Below are 16,217 nucleotides of genomic sequence, written 5' to 3'. Positions count from 1 at the left end.
GGGCTCCCTTTTTTTTGCCTCTTGTCTGCAAAACCCCTTATAGGCGTCACTCCATCGCGGGCGCAAGATCGGAGCAAATTCGCCAGGAGACCGCCTTGAGCGCCAAACCGTTTTACAAATCCCTCTATTTCCAGGTCATCACCGCCATCGTGCTGGGTGTGCTGCTGGGCCATTTCTATCCCGAGAGTGGCGCCGCCATGAAACCCTTGGGAGACGGCTTCATCAAGCTGATCAAGATGATCATTGCCCCCATCATCTTCTGCACCGTGGTGGTCGGCATTGCCGGCATGGAGGATATGAAAAAGGTCGGCAAGACCGGCGGCCTGGCCCTGCTTTACTTTGAAATCGTGTCCACCATCGCCCTGGTCATTGGCCTGGTGGTGGTCAACGTTCTGCAACCCGGTGCGGGCATGAATGTGGACCCCGCCGCGCTCGACACCAAGGGCATTGCCGCCTATACCGGCCCCGGCAAACTGGCCAGCACGACGGACTTTTTGCTGGCCATCATCCCCACCACCCTGGTCGATGCCTTTGCCAAAGGCGAGATGTTGCAAGTGCTCTTGATTGCGGTGATGTTCGGCTTTGCTCTGCACCAGTTCGGCGGCCGCGGCACCCTGGTGTTCGACATGATCGAAAAGACCTCGCATGTGCTCTTCGCCATCGTTGGCATGATCATGAAGCTGGCGCCCATCGGCGCTTTCGGTGCCATGGCTTTCACCATCGGCAAATACGGCCTGGGCTCGCTGGTGCAACTGGGCAAGTTGATGGGCAGCTTCTATCTGACCTGCTTGATGTTCATCTTCATCGTGCTGGGCAGCATCGCGCGTTTCCACGGTTTCTCGATCTGGAAGTTCATCAAGTACATCAAGGAAGAACTGTTGATCGTGCTGGGCACCTCATCGTCCGAGTCGGTGCTGCCGCGCATGATGGCCAAGATGGAAAACCTGGGCGCCAAGAAGTCCACCGTGGGCCTGGTGATCCCGACTGGCTATTCCTTCAATCTGGATGGAACCTCCATCTACCTGACCATGGCCGCCGTCTTCATTGCCCAAGCCACCAACACACCGATGACTTTGACGCAACAACTGACCCTCTTGGCGGTCTTGTTGCTGACCTCCAAGGGCGCCGCAGGCGTGACCGGCAGTGGCTTCATTGTGCTGGCAGCCACACTCAGCGCCGTGGGCGGCGTGCCGGTGGCAGGCCTGGCGCTGATTCTGGGCATCGACCGCTTCATGAGCGAGGCGCGCGCCCTGACCAATCTGATTGGCAATGGTGTGGCCACCCTGGTGGTCGCCAAATGGACCGGTGACCTGGATATGGAACGGCTTCACAGCCAGCTCAACAACGAAGGACCGCTGGAGGCCGATGCGCCGGAAGTGGTGCTCGACCGAGTCGACGCACATTTGCCCAAGACGATCTGAAGCAAGACTGACGGAACGCCCCGGAGCTAATCAGGGGCGTCTGTTGGTCAGATTTATTCGATGCCGATGACCTTGTGCATCTGCACCGATAGCCGCCACTGCGGGTGGCTCATGCAATAAGCCACCGCTTCGCGGGTGTGCTGGGTTTTCAGGATGGAATCCAGCGGCTGCAAAAAGAAGTGTTCGAAGTCCATTGACTCGAAGCGTTCCGGTTTGGCCAAAGGCTGTGGATAAACCAGCTTCAGCTCGTGACCCTTGGTCAGCACGATTTCGGCGTCAGCCTTGGGGCTGACACAAATCCAGTCCAGGCCCTCGGGCGCAGGCTGGGTGCCATTGGTTTCCACCGCAATCTCGAAGCCTTTGGCATGCAGGGCGGCAATCAGTCCGGCATCCAGCTGCAGCAGCGGCTCGCCGCCGGTGCACACCACATAAGGCTTGCCGGGCATGCCGCTCGGCCACTGCGCCGCAACAGCCTCGGCCAGATCGGCCGCGCTGGCGAACTTGCCGCCGCCTTGGCCGTCCACGCCCACAAAATCGGTATCGCAGAAACTGCAAACTGCCTCGGCGCGGTCTTGCTCGCGGCCACTCCACAGATTGCAGCCGGCAAAGCGGCAGAACACCGAGGCCCGGCCCGCCTGTGCGCCCTCGCCTTGCAAGGTGTAGAAGATTTCTTTGACAGCGTAGGTCATACCGGAATCAAAGCCTCATCACCGCTGCTGCTGACGATGGAGCCACAGCCACGCGTTTCGTACATATCGACCCGGTCGATCTGCGGCAACACCGCAGCCCCCTTGGCCAGCACCCAGGCGGCTAGGCTGGCGGTGTCACCATCGGGCAAGTCGGCAATCTCGTACAGCGGGCGGTGATCGATGGCCTTGAAGATGGGATCGAACAAGGTCTTCACATCGCCGAAATCCACCGTCCAGCCTTGCACCTTGTCCAACTCGGCACTCAGGTGCAGGCGCAGGGTGTAGGTGTGGCCGTGGATGCCACGCAGCGGGCTGTCAGTGGGCGCTCGCTTGAGCTGAATCGCGCTGTCCAGCGTCAATTCTTTCCAGATGCGGTAGTTCGTGCCGTCGAAATTTGCGCCGCAAGAACCGGTTTCGTACACCGTGATCCAGGACAACTCGGGCAGCACCGGCTTCAAACCCGCCCACAACCAGGCCGAAATCACCTCGCTGGTCGGATTGTGCAAACCCTCAATGCTATTCAAGCATTGGTAGTTGAGCAGCATGTGCCAGGGCGCCCAGACCTCGTCCAGATGGTCGTAGTCGATGCTCAGCGCCCGCTCACCCAGGTCTTGGTTGGCGTGGATGATGACCTCGAAACCATGGCCATGCATGCGGCCGCATTTGTGACCCATGGGCACATTGGGCAATTGGTGCGCAGCTTGAAAGCGGTAGCGGCGCCAGACATGGGCGGAGCCATTGGCATCCAGATCCACACCCGAATGCTGGGTGCTTTGAATCCCGATCTGCTGGATGCCGGGTACGCCAAACTCGGTTTCCAGGCGCTGGCGGATCCAGCGGGCGATGTTTTCGTCGGTGGGCTCTTCCACGCAGCGGTTCAGCAGCGCGTGGTCCAGCGGTTCAACGCAGGCCTCCAGGCGCTTGCGCAATTCTTCGACCTCTCCGCCCGGAAAAGGCGCCCAGTCGGCAGGCAGTTCGGCACGCACGGTGGCGAAATAGCTGTGGCCATGCAGACCATGGCTGCGATGTCCGACGGGCAAGGCCGTGATCTGGCAGGCGGATTCGAAACCGCAGGAGGCGGAAAAAATAGTCAGGGTTTTCATCGGGGACGCAAGTGTGACATGGCTGGCCCGCCTTGGGGCAGGGGTGCAACGCAATCCCAACAAAAGCACTTTTGAGCTTCGCTCTGTCTTTAACAGTATCTTTAAATACTTTGTTAGTAGTCTTAGTAGGGGACGGCCCTTGCTGTGGACAAGCCGTATTTTGCCTGTTCTGGCAAGGACTTAGCTGCTGACAAAGCATGTGGGCGGATACCCTTGAACTTTGAGCCCAATAGATAACAACTTTGCCGCGCGCGCCGCCGCTGTGGATAAGCCCCTAGTTGTTCGAAAGTTATGCACATATTTGTACACATGAAAATGTTCTACTGATTGCTCAATTCGCCGCCGAAAGGGAGCGTCATGCCGCCGAGTGTTGAGACTTTTGACCCGCAAGCGGCCATCCGCGCCGAGCTGCTGGAGGGCTTGTTGGCCGAGCCGGCACATATCGCCTCCAAGTATTTCTACGACGCTTTGGGTTGCAAGCTGTTCGAGGCCATCTGTGAGTTGCCCGAGTACGCACTGACCCGTAACGAAGCCGCCATCTTTGCCGAACATGGCGCGGCCATGGCCCGTGCGATTGGCCCGGGCTGCACTTTGATTGATCTGGGCGCCGGCAATTGCGCCAAAGCAGCGGCCTTGTTTCCGCTGCTGCATCCCAGCCAATATGTGCCGATCGACATCTCGCAGGACTTTTTGCTGGAGTCGGTGGCACGCCTGCAGCCGCGTTTTGCGCATATCGAGATGACACCCGTGGCGCAGGACTTTTCCGAGCATTTGCAGCTGCCCGCCTCAGTGCGTGAGCAGCACCGCCTCTTCTTCTACCCCGGCTCCTCCATTGGCAATTTCAGTCCCTCGCAGGCCCTGGCCTTGCTGCGCCGCATGCGGGCCTTGTGCCTGGGCAGCGATGGCGGGGTGTTGATTGGTATTGATCTGCTCAAAGACAAGGCGGTGCTGGAAGCGGCTTACGACGACGCCCTGGGGCTGACGGCCGCCTTCAATCTCAACCTGCTGCGCCATGTCAATCGCTTGGCGGGCACCGATTTCGACGTCAAGCAATGGCTGCATCGCGCTCATTTCAACGCCGCCCTGGGTCGGGTTGAAATGCATTTGCTGGCAGCTGAGGATGTGCGGCTCAGCTGGCCGGGCCAGCAGCGCTTCTTCATGTCGGGCGAGAGCATCCACACCGAGAACAGCTACAAATACAGCATCGAAGGCTTCACCGAGCTGCTGCAGCGGGCTGGTTTTGAAGTGCAAGGGCAATGGACTGACGCCGATCAGGGCTTCGCTGTGATCCATGCGCGCGCCAGCGCAGGCTGAGCGGCGATGAACTTGGCAAGCCGCTTCGAGGCCGTGCGCCAGCAGTCCTTGCGCCTGGCGGCGCCGTTGTCGGCGGAAGACTGCTGTGTGCAGTCCATGCCGGAGGCCAGCCCCATCAAATGGCATTTGGCCCACACCAGCTGGTTTTTTGAGACCTTTTTGTTGGAGCGCTTTGAAGCCAGCTTCAAACCCTTCCACCCGGCCTTTCGGGTGCTGTTCAATTCTTATTACAACGGTGTGGGCGACAAGCACCCGCGCGCCCAGCGTGGCTTGTTGACGCGCCCGGCCTTGGCCGAGGTATTGGCCTATCGCGCGGCGGTGGATCAGCGCATCTTGTCGTTGCTGCAAGCCACGCCGGGCGATGCGCGCATTGCCGAGTTGATGGCACTGGGCCTGCAACATGAGCAGCAGCATCAAGAGCTGATGCTCACCGATCTGCTGCATTTGCTGGCGCAAAACCCTTTGCAGCCGGCCTACCGCGGCGAGGGGCAAGACCTGACCCCGTCTGTGCCTGAGCTGGGCTGGCTGCGTTTTGCCGGCTGCCTGCAAGACATGGGCCACCATGGCGGCGGCTTTTGCTTTGACAACGAATTGCCCGCACATCAGCAGTTCCTGCAGCCCTTCGAGCTGGCGACGCGCTTGGTCAGCAATGCCGAGTACTTGGCTTTTGTCGAGGCCGGTGGTTATCAGCAGCCGGAGCTGTGGCTTGCCGAAGGCTGGGATTGGTTGCGCAGCCAGGGCTTGTCAAAGCCTCTGTATTGGCGCCAGGACGATGCTGGCCCTTGGATGGCCTTTGGCCTGCACGGCCTGCAGCCCTTAGATCCCCATGCGCCAGCCTGCCATCTATCGCTGTTCGAGGCCGATGCTTTTGCGCGCTGGGCGGGTGCCCGGCTACCGACCGAGTTTGAGTGGGAAGCGGCGGCTCGTGCCGCCGCCCAGATGCCCGGCTTGCAGCAAATGCATGGTCAGGTTTGGCAGTGGACCAGCAGCAGTTACGCGCCCTACCCGGGCTTTGCGCCCGCCGCCGGCGCCGTGGGCGAGTACAACGGCAAGTTCATGGTCAACCAATATGTCTTGCGCGGCTCTTCCCTGGCCACGCCGGCCGGCCATGCGCGTGACAGCTACCGCAATTTCTTCCCCGCCCATACGCGCTGGCAGTTCAGCGGCATCAGGCTGGCGCGTTCCGTGCCGGCCTGAGCGCGATTAGCGGCAAGAGATGCCCAATCAGTCGCGCCGGTAGTGCAGCAGCCGCCCGCTATAGGGCAAGGCCAGTGGCAGTGATTTCAGCGGAGTTTCTTCCAGCCGATAGCCCATGCCGCTCATGCGCTTGCTGAAGGCGGAGCGGTTGCCGCGGTTGGGGTCGATGATCATCACCTCGCTGAGCGGCGCGGCGTGGCGTTCGATGAAGCGCGGTAAAGCGGCCTCGTCATCGCGTTCGTACAGCACATCGCTGCCGATGATCAGCTCGAACAAGCCCTGCACCTTGGGCACACGCAAGCTGGGTGGAATGGCCAGATTGGGCGTGGCCCAGTTGCCATGGCAGTAGCGCAGCGGTGGCAAATCGTTCAGGCGCAGGTTTTCCAGCATGAAGGCAGCGGCCAGCGGATGGCAGTCGCTGGCGGTGACCAGGGCGCCCTTGCGGTGTGCCACCAGGCTGGCCAGCCCTAAGCCGCAGCCGATTTCGAGAATGCTCTCGTCCTCACGCAAGGGACGCAAAGCCATGGCCTCGGCCAAGTGCTGGCCCGAGGGCCAGAGCAGGCCGAACAAGGGCCAGAAGGCCGATGAAATTCCCAATGCCTCGGCCTCGCCGTGAAGATCGAAGAACTGCTGATTGTTCAGCAGCGAGCGAATCTGCAAGGGCGCAGCGCCCTCAATCGCGATGGATTCGAACTTGAAGAGATAGCCTGGCATGGGGTTGCGTGTGCGCCTCTTAGCGTTTGCCGGGCCGGCCGCCGCGGGTTTGCCACAGCGGTTTCTTGCCCTTGAGATGGCGCTCGATGCCGTCGTTCAGGCGGCCGCGTAAATCGACGACCGCCTCCACTTGGCCGAATACGCCGGGGAAACGCAGATCCAGCCAAAGCCACAGGGTGCAGGAGCGCAGCGCCTGCTCCATGCGGTCGAGCCGGCTGTGTTCGTCAACATCATTCAAGAACCAGGGGGAACCGGCCGTGCCGGTGACGGCGTGGCGGTGCGTCCAGTCCAGGAACTCCTGCACCTGCGCCTCGGTGCGGGTGTCCACCGGTGCTTGGGCGTAGATGAAACGGGTCTTGAGCGGCAGCGAGCCGGCGCTGCGATCCAGCTGATCGGCCAGTTCCAGCATCTGCTCCAGCTCGGCGACCTGGAAGTGCGCATCGTCCAGGCGCAGCTGTTCCATGAACACGCCCAGCACGGCGCGCAGCTTGTTCAAGTCCAGGCGCTGGGCGATGGTGTTGATATGCCACCAGTTCGGCGCCACCGAGCATTTGAAATCGCGCGGCGCGCGCGGCTGCTTGGGCAACAAGTCCTTCAGCGTGCGCGCCGCATTGGGCTCGGCCTCACGAAGCACACCGCAAAAGCCTTCGTCATGCATGCCGTAGCGGCCGGCGCGGCCGGCAATCTGGTGCACTTCGGAGACCGTCAAGGCGCGGTCCATCTGGCCGTCGAACTTGGTCATGGTGCTGAACAGCACGCGGCGAATCGGCAGGTTCAAGCCCATGCCGATGGCGTCGGTGGCCACCAGGATATGCGAGGCGCCTTGCGCAAAGCGCTCGGCTTCGCGGCGCCGCACTTCCGGCGGCAGCGCGCCGTAGATGACGGACACCGCATGGCCGCTGGCGGCAATTTGGTCGCGCAGCATCAGCACTTCGCGGCGGCTGAAGGCCACCACGGCGTCGCCCTTTTTCAAACTGGCGATGGGCACGGCGGCGGGCAGCAATTGAACTTCTTGCTTGCGCTCGAAATGGCGCACGGTGCAGCGCTCGCCGCACAGGCCCAGCAGGTTTTCAATCGCCGGCACGGCATAGGCCGAGCAGATGATGATCAGCTCATTGGCCGGCACCGCCACGATGGCCTGGGTCCAGGCCCAGCCGCGGTAGGTGTCGAACAGCATCTGCGCTTCGTCGATCACCGCCACATCAATGGCCTTGGTGGTGTTGACCATCTCGATGGTGCTGGAAACCACCCGCGCCGCATCGGCCGGCACATTCTCTTCACCGGTCAGCAGCGAGCAGGGCACGCCGCGGCCCACCAGGCGGTCGCGCCCTTCCAGGGCCAGCAGGCGCAGCGGTGCCAGGTAGGCGCCGTCATGCGCTTGCGCCAGGCGCTCAAAGGCTGCATGGGTCTTGCCGCTGTTCGGCGGGCCGACGAATAGCGTGACGCTGCGTTGCAGGCGGCGCGCAGCGTCAAAAGTGTCGGGGTAGCCTTGAAAGGCCAGTTCGCTGTTCAGGTGGGCGAGGGTGTTGAGTTCGGCCACCAGGCGCTCCCAGCGGTCTTGCGCGCGGGTGCAGGCAGCCTTGAGCAGGGGCAGGGTTTGCGGGGTGGCACATTCGGCCTGCAATCGTGGCAGCAGCGAATCGAGGTGTTCTTCATGGCCGGCCACGCTGCGCGCCAGCAGTGCTTCCAGATGGGCCAGCAACTCGCCCTCGCCCGCAAAGGCGGGGGCCGGGCCGATGGCCTGCGTCAAGGCGTTCATATCCCCGTCGCGGTAGAAGTCCCACACTGCCGCCGCATCCGGCAAATCCAGGCGGTAAGCCACCGGGATGCGCCAGCCGGGCTGGCTAAGGCTTAGCGTGGTCTGGCACAAGCGGCTCCAGCCGCTGCTTTGGCTGAGGTCGCGGCTCAGGCCCAGCTTGTCCAGCGCCAGGGTGCGTTGCTGCATCAGCGCGCGTACGGTGGGCGCCGTGCCCACCACATCGAGGTGGCACAAGGCCACGGCCATCAGCTCGGGGGCGATCCAACGGCTGGGGCGTGCGCCGGCCACCGCTTTTTGCAGCAGGATCAAGCCGCGTTGCTCGGGCAGGTCTTCGCGCGCGGCCTCGGCGTGATCGCTATGGCCGAGGAAGTCGGCCGGCGTGAGCACCTGCGGCAGCTGGTAAGCCGCTTGGCGGATGCGCAGCAAGCCTTCGGGTGTGAGCTCGGGCGGCAGCCGCTTGGCGTGGCGCGCATGGGGCAGATTGAAGGAGGGGGAAACTGGCGCTGGCGTGGGGGCTGCGGCGCCGTGAGATTGGGGGTCTTTGATGTCTTGCACCCTAGGAGTGGACCACAGTAGGCACGGCCTGAGCATTTGACAGCCGGGCGGCAAGGCAATCAGCTGCCAAAACTGCTGGGTCAGGCGCGGCTATGTTTGCTCTGGGTCTGTGCCCTGGGCTCTTGCGTGAGCATGGATTTTGGTGGACTTGCTCGGCTGGCTGAGCCCGCAATTTGACGCGGGCCGGCCTCTTCAAACGCATGGCTCAGGCCCATGCGATGAATTGACGTATAAAAGCGGCCGGTCCTCTATGAAAACAGCTTGTTCTACCGGTGTCGACCAAGGTCAACGTGTCACAAAAAATTGCCAAACGCGGTGTTGATGCGGACTCCTGCGCATGGAGATCTAGCAAGCTAGCCGGAATGCTGTGCAGCATTTCTGACGCTCCGCCATGAGCATGCCTATTGATTGCCCCATGCCGCAGTCCGCCAGCCTGCTCCAGGCCGAACGCCTGGCCTGCCGACGTGGCCGCCGCCTGCTTTTCAGCGGCCTGAATCTGCAATTGCAGGCCGGCAGCGTGACTTGGTTGCGCGGCAGCAATGGCTGCGGCAAGACCAGCTTGCTGCGCATCTTGGCGGGATTGTCTGCGGCTACCGAAGGGCGGGTCACCTGGCCGGCTGCTGGCGCTCAAGACAGCGCAGCGCAGAGCAGCAGCCCCTTGATTTACATCGGCCACAGCAATGGCCTGAAAGACGACCTGACCCTGTTGGAGGCCCTGGCCTTTCTGGCCGAGTTGGCCGGCCTGGACCGCGCGGAGGCCCGCGCCGGCCAAGCACTGCAGCGCCTGGGCCTGGCCACGCGGGCCGCTGCACCCGTGCGCACCTTGTCGCAAGGGCAGCGGCGGCGCGGTGCGCTGGCGCGTCTGGCGCTGGACGATAAGGCGCGCGTCTGGCTGCTGGACGAACCTTTTGATGCGCTGGATGCCGACAGCATGGCGTTGCTGCAGCAATTGATTGCCGAGCATGCCGCCCGCGGTGGTGCGGCACTGCTGACCAGCCACCAGGCGATTGATCTGAAAGACGCCCATGAGCTTGATCTCGAAGTGTGGCGCGCCGCATGAGCGGGCGCTTGCTGCTGGCGCTGCTGCGCCGCGATTTGAAGTTGGTGCAGCGGCGCCGGGTCGAGGCCTTGCTGCCTTTAGGCTTTTTCATCGTTGCGGCCGGCTTGTTCCCTTTTGGCGTCGGGCCAGAGCCGCAGACCTTGCGGCAGATCGGGCCAGGCGTGGTGTGGGTGTGCGCGCTTTTGTCGGCCATGTTGTCGGTGACGCAAATGTTCAGCGGCGATCTGCAAGACGGCTCGCTGGAGCAGATGTTGCTGTCACCTCACGGCCTGCTGGCCGTGGTCTGGGGCAAGGTGCTGGCGCATTGCTTGTCCGCCGGCCTGAGCCTGGTGCTGGCCACGCCCTTGCTGGGTTTGCTCTTCGGCATGGGGGGCGCTGAGATTGCCATGCTGTGCCTGAGCCTCTTGCTGGGCACACCCATCCTCAGCCTCTTGGGTGCGCTGGGTTCGGCGCTGACCCTGGGGCTGCGCAGCGGCGCGGCGCTGGTGTTCTTGCTGGTGTTGCCGCTGACGATTCCGGCGCTGATCTTTGGCATCGGGGCGGTCGGCGCGGTGGAAGCTGGTGTGCCGGAACAGGCACAAGCGCATCTCTCGCTGCTGGGGGCCCTGCTCATCCTCACCTTGTTGGGCGCGCCGCCGGCCACCGCCGCGGCCTTGCGAATTGCACTGGACTGATGCCATGAACTCACCCACCGCCCCCTTGCGCGCGGCCTCGCAATCACGCTGGCGCTGGAGCACTTTTGCCGCGCCCTCGCGCTTTTATCAGCTGGCGGGCCGCTGCATCCCCTGGTTCTGGGGCCTAGCCTTGGTGTTGGGCCTGGCTGGCTTGTGGGTGGGTTTTGCCATCGCACCGAGTGACTTTCAGCAGGGCGAGGCTTACCGCATCATTTTTGTCCATGTGCCTGCGGCCTGGATGTCCATGTTGATCTACCTGGTGCTGGCCGCCTCGGCCGCCTGGGGTTGGATGCTCAATGTCCGCATGGCCTCGATGTATGCCCGCGCCCTGGCGCCCACCGGTGCGCTGTTCACCTTGCTGGCGCTGTGGACCGGTGCCTTGTGGGGCAAGCCGACCTGGGGGGCTTGGTGGGTGTGGGATGCGCGGCTCAGCTCGGAGTTCATCCTCTTGCTGCTCTACCTCGGCTATATCGCCCTGACCGAGGCGATTGATGATGAGCGCCGCGCTGCCAATGCCGGTGCGCTGCTGGCCTTGGTAGGGGCGGTGAACATCCCGATCATTTACTTCTCGGTGCGTTGGTGGAATACCTTGCACCAGGGCGCCACCATCAGCATGACGGCTGCGCCCAAGATGGCCCACATCATGCTGCTGGCCATGCTGCTGATGACGCTGAGCTTTTGGGCCTATAGCTTTGCCGTGGTGTGGACGCGCGCTCGTGCCATCGTGCTGGAACAAGAATGCGAGGCCGCGTGGGTGCGTGAACTCAAAGCGGCCAAGAATAGCGAGAGGGGGGGCTGACGATGACGGTCTGGAATTCGTTTGACGACTTTCTGCACATGGGCGGCTACGGCCTCTATGTCTGGGGCGCTTACGGCGCCTGCTTGCTGCTGATGGTGCTGGAAGCACGCCTGAGCGCCCGTCGCCATGCCCGCGCCCTGCAAGCTGAGACGCTGGAGGATTTGGCATGACGCTCAAGCCACGTCACAAACGCGCCGCCATCGTGGTGGGCGGACTGGCCTTGCTGGGCGTGGCCGCCGCCCTGGTGCTGAATGCCTTCAACAGCAATCTGGTCTTCTTCTACACCCCCACCCAGGTGGCAGCCAAAGAGGCACCGCAGGCGCGCACCTTCCGCGTCGGCGGCCTGGTGCAGGCGGGCAGCGTGGTGCGTGACGGCGTGACGGTGAACTTCTTGGTGACCGACACGGTCAAGGCCATGCCGGTGCGCTACCAGGGCGTCTTGCCCGATTTATTCAAGGAAGGAAAGGGCGTGGTGGCGCAGGGCCAGCTCAATGCCGAGGGCATTTTTGTGGCCCGCGAGGTGCTGGCCAAGCACGACGAAAACTACATGCCACCCGAAGCGGCTGATGCGCTTCAACGCGCCGCCAAGGCGCAGAAAGAGGCCGGCAACAGCATGGCGCCAGGAGCCCAACCATGATTCCCGAACTGGGCCATTTTCTGCTGCTGCTGGCCTTGGCGGTGGCCTTGGTGCAGGGTGTGCTGCCCCTGGCCGGCGCGCAAACCGGCCGGGCCGATTGGATGGCGCTGGCGCGCCCCACCACCGTGCTGCAAGCTTTGTTGGTGGTGGGTGCGTTTGCTTGCCTGACGGTATCTTTTGTGCGCAACGATTTCTCGGTGCTGTATGTGGCGGCCAATTCCAACTCGGCCCTGCCCTTGCCCTACCGCATCGCGGCGGTATGGGGTGGGCATGAGGGTTCGCTGCTGCTGTGGGTGCTGATGCTCAATGTCTGGAGCGTGGCGGTGGCAGCCTTCAGCCAGCGCCTGCCGGCCGCTTTCATCGCGCGCATTTTGGCGGTGCTGGGCCTGGTGGCCGCGGGTTTCTTGCTCTTTATGCTGGCCACCTCCAACCCTTTCGACCGCCTGCTGCCTGCGGCGATCGATGGGCGCGACCTCAACCCCTTGCTGCAAGACCCCGGCATGGTGATCCACCCGCCCATGCTTTATATGGGTTATGTGGGCTTCTCCGTGGCCTACGCCTTTGCCACGGCGGCTCTGCTGGGCGGCAATCTCGATGCGGCCTGGGCGCGCTGGACGCGGCCCTGGACCACCCTGGCCTGGGTCTTCCTGACCTTTGGCATTGGCCTTGGCAGTTGGTGGGCGTATAACGAGCTGGGCTGGGGCGGCTGGTGGTTCTGGGACCCGGTCGAGAACGCGTCCTTCATGCCTTGGTTGATCGGCACGGCGCTGATTCATTCGCTGGCGGTGACCGAGAAGCGCGGCGGCTTCAAGGTCTGGACCGTGTTGCTGGCGCTGCTGGCCTTTTCGCTTTCGCTGCTGGGCACGTTTCTCGTGCGTTCGGGCGTGCTGTCTTCGGTGCACGCCTTTGCTACCGACCCGCGCCGTGGCCTGTTCATCCTCTGTTTCCTCGTTGTGGTGATTGGCACTTCGCTGCTGCTGTTTGCCTGGCGTGCGCCCAAGGTCGGCCTGGGTCAGCGCTTTGGCATGTTCTCGCGCGAGTCTCTGCTGCTGGTCAACAACATGATGTTGGCGGTGGCCTGCGCGGCGGTGCTGCTGGGCACGCTGTATCCGCTGTTTCTGGATGCCATGGGCCTGGGCAAGATCTCTGTGGGTGCGCCCTACTTTGACACGGTGTTTGGCCTTCTGATGGCGCCCTTGGTGCTGGTGCTGGGCATAGGCCCGCTGACGCGTTGGAAGAACGACGAGCCCGCTGCCGTGCTGCGCCGCCTGCGCTGGCCTTTGGTGGGCGCGCTGGCGGCAGCGCTGGCTACCGGCGCCTGGGCCGGCCACATCAGCCTGGCCACCACGGGCGGCCTCACCATGGCCTTCTGGATCGTGGCAACGCAGTGGGTGGACCTGCGGCAGCGCCTGCTGCCGGCCGGCGCGCGCTTGGCGCAAATGCCGGCGCGGGGGCGCCAAATGCCGCTGGCCATGTGGGGCATGTTGGTGGCGCATCTGGGCGTGGCGGCCTTTGCTTTCGGTGTGGCGATGGTGAAAACCTACGAGACCGAACGCGACGTCAAGATGGGCTCCGGCGACACCACCGAGTTGGCCGGTTATGTGGTTCGCATGCTGGAAGTACGCGATGTGCCCGGGCCTAACTACATCGCTGCGCGCGCCACGCTGGAAGTCAGCCGCGAGGGGCGATTGATTGCCACACTCCATCCCGAAAAGCGCATCTACCGGGTCCAGCAAAACCCCATGACCGAAGCGGCGGTGGACAGCAATGCCCTGCGCGACATCTACATCTCGATGGGCGAGCGCCTGCCCAGTGGTGAGTGGGTGCTGCGGGTTCAGTACAAGCCCTTCATCGTCTGGATCTGGGCCGGTTGTCTGATCATGATGTTGGGCGGCGTGCTAGCCCTCAGTGACCGCCGCTATCGCCAGCGCAAGCCGGTGCAAGAGCTTGAGGTGATCGCCCAAGCTGGCGCCCAGCTCGGCGCCAAATCGGAGCAACCGGCATGAACCGCTATTTGCTGCCCCTGGCCCTGTTCCTCGTGCTGGCCGGCTTTCTGGCCGTGGGCCTGCGCCTGGATCCACGCGAGGTGCCCTCGCCTCTGATCAACAAGCCCGCACCCAGCTTCAGTGCCCCTTCGTTGCACAAGCCCGAGCAGCGCATCAGCAAGCAAGACTTGCTGGGCCAAGTCTGGATACTCAATGTTTGGGCCTCCTGGTGCGCTGCCTGCCGCGACGAGCATCCCGCCTTGCTGGCCTTTGCGCGCCAGGCCCAGGTGCCCATCTACGGCCTCAACTACAAGGATGAGCGCGGCGCGGGCCAGGCCTGGCTGCGCCAGTTGGGCAACCCCTATACCGATTCGCTGTATGACCCGGATGGCCGCATCGGCATTGACTATGGCGTCTACGGCGTGCCGGAGACCTTTGTGATCGACCGCAGTGGCACCATCCGCTACAAGCACATCGGCCCGCTGACGCCCGAGCTGTTGCGCGACACCATCGCTCCCTTGCTGAGGCAGCTCAATGTTTAAGACCCTGCTCTTGTTGCTGGCCTTGCTGAGCCTCAGCCCCGCTCAGGCCAAGGAGGCCCAGCCGGTGGCGCAGAACCCCGCCATCGAGGCCCGCATGATGTTGCTGGCCGCCGAGTTGCGCTGCCTGGTGTGCCAGAACCAGACCATTGCCGATTCACACTCCGGCTTGGCCGAAGACTTGCGTCAGCAGATTCGCGAAATGCTCGAACGCGGCATGACGGATGAGCAGGTGCGCAGCTTCATGAGCGAGCGTTACGGCGACTTCGTGCTTTACAAGCCGCCCTTCAAATCGAGCACAGCCCTGCTGTGGGCCGGCCCGCCGCTGCTGCTGCTACTGGCCTTGCTGGGCTTGTACGCGGTGCTGCGGCAACGCCAGCGCATGAGCTCCGATGCTTTTGAGCCGGACGATGACAACAACAATCAATCCGACGATGCGGATGGTGCCCATGACGAACACAGCCTCCCTGCAAATCGATGAACTCAAGCGCCAGCTGGCGCAGCTGGATGAGCTGTTCAAGCAAGGCGTGCTGAGTGGCGACGCGGCGCGCGCCAAGCGCGATCAGCTGGAACATGAGTTGATCGAACTCGTCTTGCGTGCCAAGCCCGGCCCGGCTGCCGCCGCAGCGCAGCCTTCGGCGCGTTTGCTGCTGGGCCTCACCGCCTTTGTGCTGGTCTTTGGCGCCGTCGGTTATGCCTGGCGCGGCAATTTCGAGGGCTTGCGCACCGGCCCTGGTGACACCCCGCCAGCGGCCGGCGCTGCGCAGGATGCCAGCGGCCATGCCGAGGACGCGCAAATCGAGGCCATGCTGAATCGCTTGGCCGACAAGCTCAAGGCCAATCCCGATGACGCGCAGGGCTGGGCCATGTTGGCGCGCTCCTACACCGCACGCGGGCGTTACGACGAAGCCGTGCCCGCCTACAAAAAAGTGGTGGAGCTGCTGCCCAAAGACGCGCAGGCCCTGGCCGACTACGCCGACGGCCTGGCCACGGCCAAGCAAGGCCAGCTCAGCGGCGAGCCCGAGCACCTGGTGCAGCAGGCGCTGCGCCTGGATGGCCGCAACGTCAAGGCCTTGTCCCTGGCGGGCACGATTGCTTTTGATCGCAATGACTTCAAGGGTGCGGCTGACTACTGGGATCGCGCGCTGCAGGCCGCGGAGCCAGACGGCAATATGGCGCGGCAATTGCAAGGTGCTTTGACCGAGGCCCGTCAGCGTGCCGGAGTGACGCCGCCAGCCGTGCCCGCAGCCGCCGCCGTAGTCGCGCCCACGCTGCCTACACCCCCAACTGCTACTGCCGCCGTGGGCGCCACCAGCATCACCGGCCGGGTGGATATTGCCCCGGCCTTGAAAGCGCAGCTGAGCCCGGATGACACCTTGTTTGTCTTCGCCCGCGCGCCCGGTGGTTCACGCATGCCGCTGGCGATTCTGCGCAAGAAAGCCAGCGAGTTGCCCTTCACGTTCACGCTGGATGACAGCCTGGCCATGAGCCCGGCAGCGCGTCTGTCTTCGGCCCCGCAAGTGGTGATCGGCGCACGCATCAGCAAGAGCGGCGAGGCGCTGCCCAAGCCCGGCGATCTGCAAGGTTTGAGCGGCGTGGTGGCACTGGGTGCGCGCGATGTGCAGGTGCTGATCAGCGAGCAGATCAAGCCTTGAAATGCAGCGTCTGAATGTCGACAGGGCGCACCGGCATCGCATTTACCTAACGGCGATTTCAGGCGGACCAGTCTTGATGGCTTGATCTTCCCTGCAGCGCGGCAAGGCAAGCCCGC

The 16,217-nt window shown here is 63.4% G+C and carries 16 protein-coding genes; 12 read left to right on the top strand and 4 right to left on the bottom strand.

Annotated elements, in window-relative coordinates; translation table 11 throughout:
* Positions 1-95: 95 nt before the first annotated feature.
* Positions 96-1,421 (top strand): dicarboxylate/amino acid:cation symporter, encoded by a 1,326-nt coding sequence (locus tag AT984_RS18470; protein ID WP_156422107.1) that lies wholly within the window; start codon positions 96-98, stop codon positions 1,419-1,421.
* Positions 1,422-1,474: 53 nt separating this feature from the next.
* On the opposite strand, the gene queE is transcribed toward AT984_RS18470, so the two are convergent.
* Positions 1,475-2,110, bottom strand: coding sequence for a 7-carboxy-7-deazaguanine synthase (gene queE / locus AT984_RS18465; protein WP_058721354.1), 636 nt, complete (start codon positions 2,108-2,110; stop codon positions 1,475-1,477).
* Entirely contained in the window at positions 2,107-3,213 is a 1,107-nt protein-coding gene (locus AT984_RS18460; RefSeq protein WP_058721353.1) for a 6-carboxytetrahydropterin synthase, read from the bottom strand. The genes queE and AT984_RS18460 overlap by 4 nt, the downstream gene beginning before the upstream one ends.
* A 357-nt stretch (positions 3,214-3,570) precedes the next feature.
* On the opposite strand from AT984_RS18460, the gene egtD reads away from it, so the two are divergent.
* Positions 3,571-4,527, top strand: coding sequence for an L-histidine N(alpha)-methyltransferase (egtD, locus tag AT984_RS18455; RefSeq protein ID WP_058721352.1), 957 nt, complete (start codon positions 3,571-3,573; stop codon positions 4,525-4,527).
* Between the two features lie 6 nt (positions 4,528-4,533).
* Complete coding sequence (gene egtB, locus AT984_RS18450; RefSeq protein WP_058721351.1) at positions 4,534-5,724, top strand: ergothioneine biosynthesis protein EgtB; 1,191 nt, start codon at positions 4,534-4,536, stop codon at positions 5,722-5,724.
* A 27-nt stretch (positions 5,725-5,751) separates the two neighbouring features.
* Here egtB and AT984_RS18445 read toward each other — a convergent pair whose 3' ends face one another.
* Positions 5,752-6,438, bottom strand: a complete 687-nt coding sequence (locus AT984_RS18445; protein WP_058721350.1) for a class I SAM-dependent methyltransferase — start codon at positions 6,436-6,438, stop codon at positions 5,752-5,754.
* 19 nt (positions 6,439-6,457) lie between these two features.
* A complete protein-coding gene (locus AT984_RS18440; RefSeq protein ID WP_231741460.1) occupies positions 6,458-8,752 on the bottom strand; it encodes a helicase-related protein in 2,295 nt (764 codons plus the stop codon).
* Positions 8,753-9,143: 391 nt separating this feature from the next.
* Here AT984_RS18440 and ccmA point away from each other — a divergent pair, with 391 nt between their 5' ends.
* From ccmA to AT984_RS18395, 9 genes are read left to right on the top strand one after another with little or no spacing between them, the layout of a single operon-like run.
* Complete coding sequence (gene ccmA / locus AT984_RS18435; protein ID WP_231741459.1) at positions 9,144-9,812, top strand: cytochrome c biogenesis heme-transporting ATPase CcmA; 669 nt, start codon at positions 9,144-9,146, stop codon at positions 9,810-9,812.
* A complete protein-coding gene (ccmB, locus tag AT984_RS18430) occupies positions 9,809-10,486 on the top strand; it encodes a heme exporter protein CcmB (protein WP_058722452.1) in 678 nt (225 codons plus the stop codon). The genes ccmA and ccmB overlap by 4 nt, the downstream gene beginning before the upstream one ends.
* Positions 10,487-10,490: 4 nt before the next feature.
* Positions 10,491-11,285: a heme ABC transporter permease CcmC gene (ccmC, locus tag AT984_RS18425; protein WP_058721349.1), complete on the top strand. Its 795-nt coding sequence runs from the start codon at positions 10,491-10,493 to the stop codon at positions 11,283-11,285.
* 2 nt (positions 11,286-11,287) lie between these two features.
* Positions 11,288-11,455, top strand: coding sequence for a heme exporter protein CcmD (gene ccmD, locus AT984_RS18420; protein ID WP_058721348.1), 168 nt, complete (start codon positions 11,288-11,290; stop codon positions 11,453-11,455).
* The gene (gene ccmE / locus AT984_RS18415) at positions 11,452-11,922 is read left to right on the top strand and encodes a cytochrome c maturation protein CcmE (RefSeq protein WP_058721347.1); all 471 of its coding nucleotides are present in this window, start codon (positions 11,452-11,454) and stop codon (positions 11,920-11,922) included. The genes ccmD and ccmE overlap by 4 nt, the downstream gene beginning before the upstream one ends.
* Positions 11,919-13,928, top strand: coding sequence for a heme lyase CcmF/NrfE family subunit (locus AT984_RS18410; protein WP_058721346.1), 2,010 nt, complete (start codon positions 11,919-11,921; stop codon positions 13,926-13,928). Before ccmE ends, AT984_RS18410 begins: the two co-directional genes overlap by 4 nt.
* Positions 13,925-14,449 (top strand): DsbE family thiol:disulfide interchange protein, encoded by a 525-nt coding sequence (locus AT984_RS18405; RefSeq protein ID WP_058721345.1) that lies wholly within the window; start codon positions 13,925-13,927, stop codon positions 14,447-14,449. Before AT984_RS18410 ends, AT984_RS18405 begins: the two co-directional genes overlap by 4 nt.
* Positions 14,442-14,927: a cytochrome c-type biogenesis protein gene (locus tag AT984_RS18400; protein ID WP_058721344.1), complete on the top strand. Its 486-nt coding sequence runs from the start codon at positions 14,442-14,444 to the stop codon at positions 14,925-14,927. Before AT984_RS18405 ends, AT984_RS18400 begins: the two co-directional genes overlap by 8 nt.
* Positions 14,896-16,101 carry a tetratricopeptide repeat protein gene (locus AT984_RS18395; RefSeq protein ID WP_197418170.1) on the top strand — a complete coding sequence of 402 codons (1,206 nt, stop codon included), beginning with the start codon at positions 14,896-14,898 and terminating at the stop codon, positions 16,099-16,101. Before AT984_RS18400 ends, AT984_RS18395 begins: the two co-directional genes overlap by 32 nt.
* Positions 16,102-16,217 lie beyond the last annotated feature (116 nt).

The sequence above is a fragment of the Paucibacter sp. KCTC 42545 genome (assembly GCF_001477625.1).
Classification (GTDB): domain Bacteria; phylum Pseudomonadota; class Gammaproteobacteria; order Burkholderiales; family Burkholderiaceae_C; genus Paucibacter_A.
This window is presented reverse-complemented; position numbering and strand designations above follow the sequence as displayed.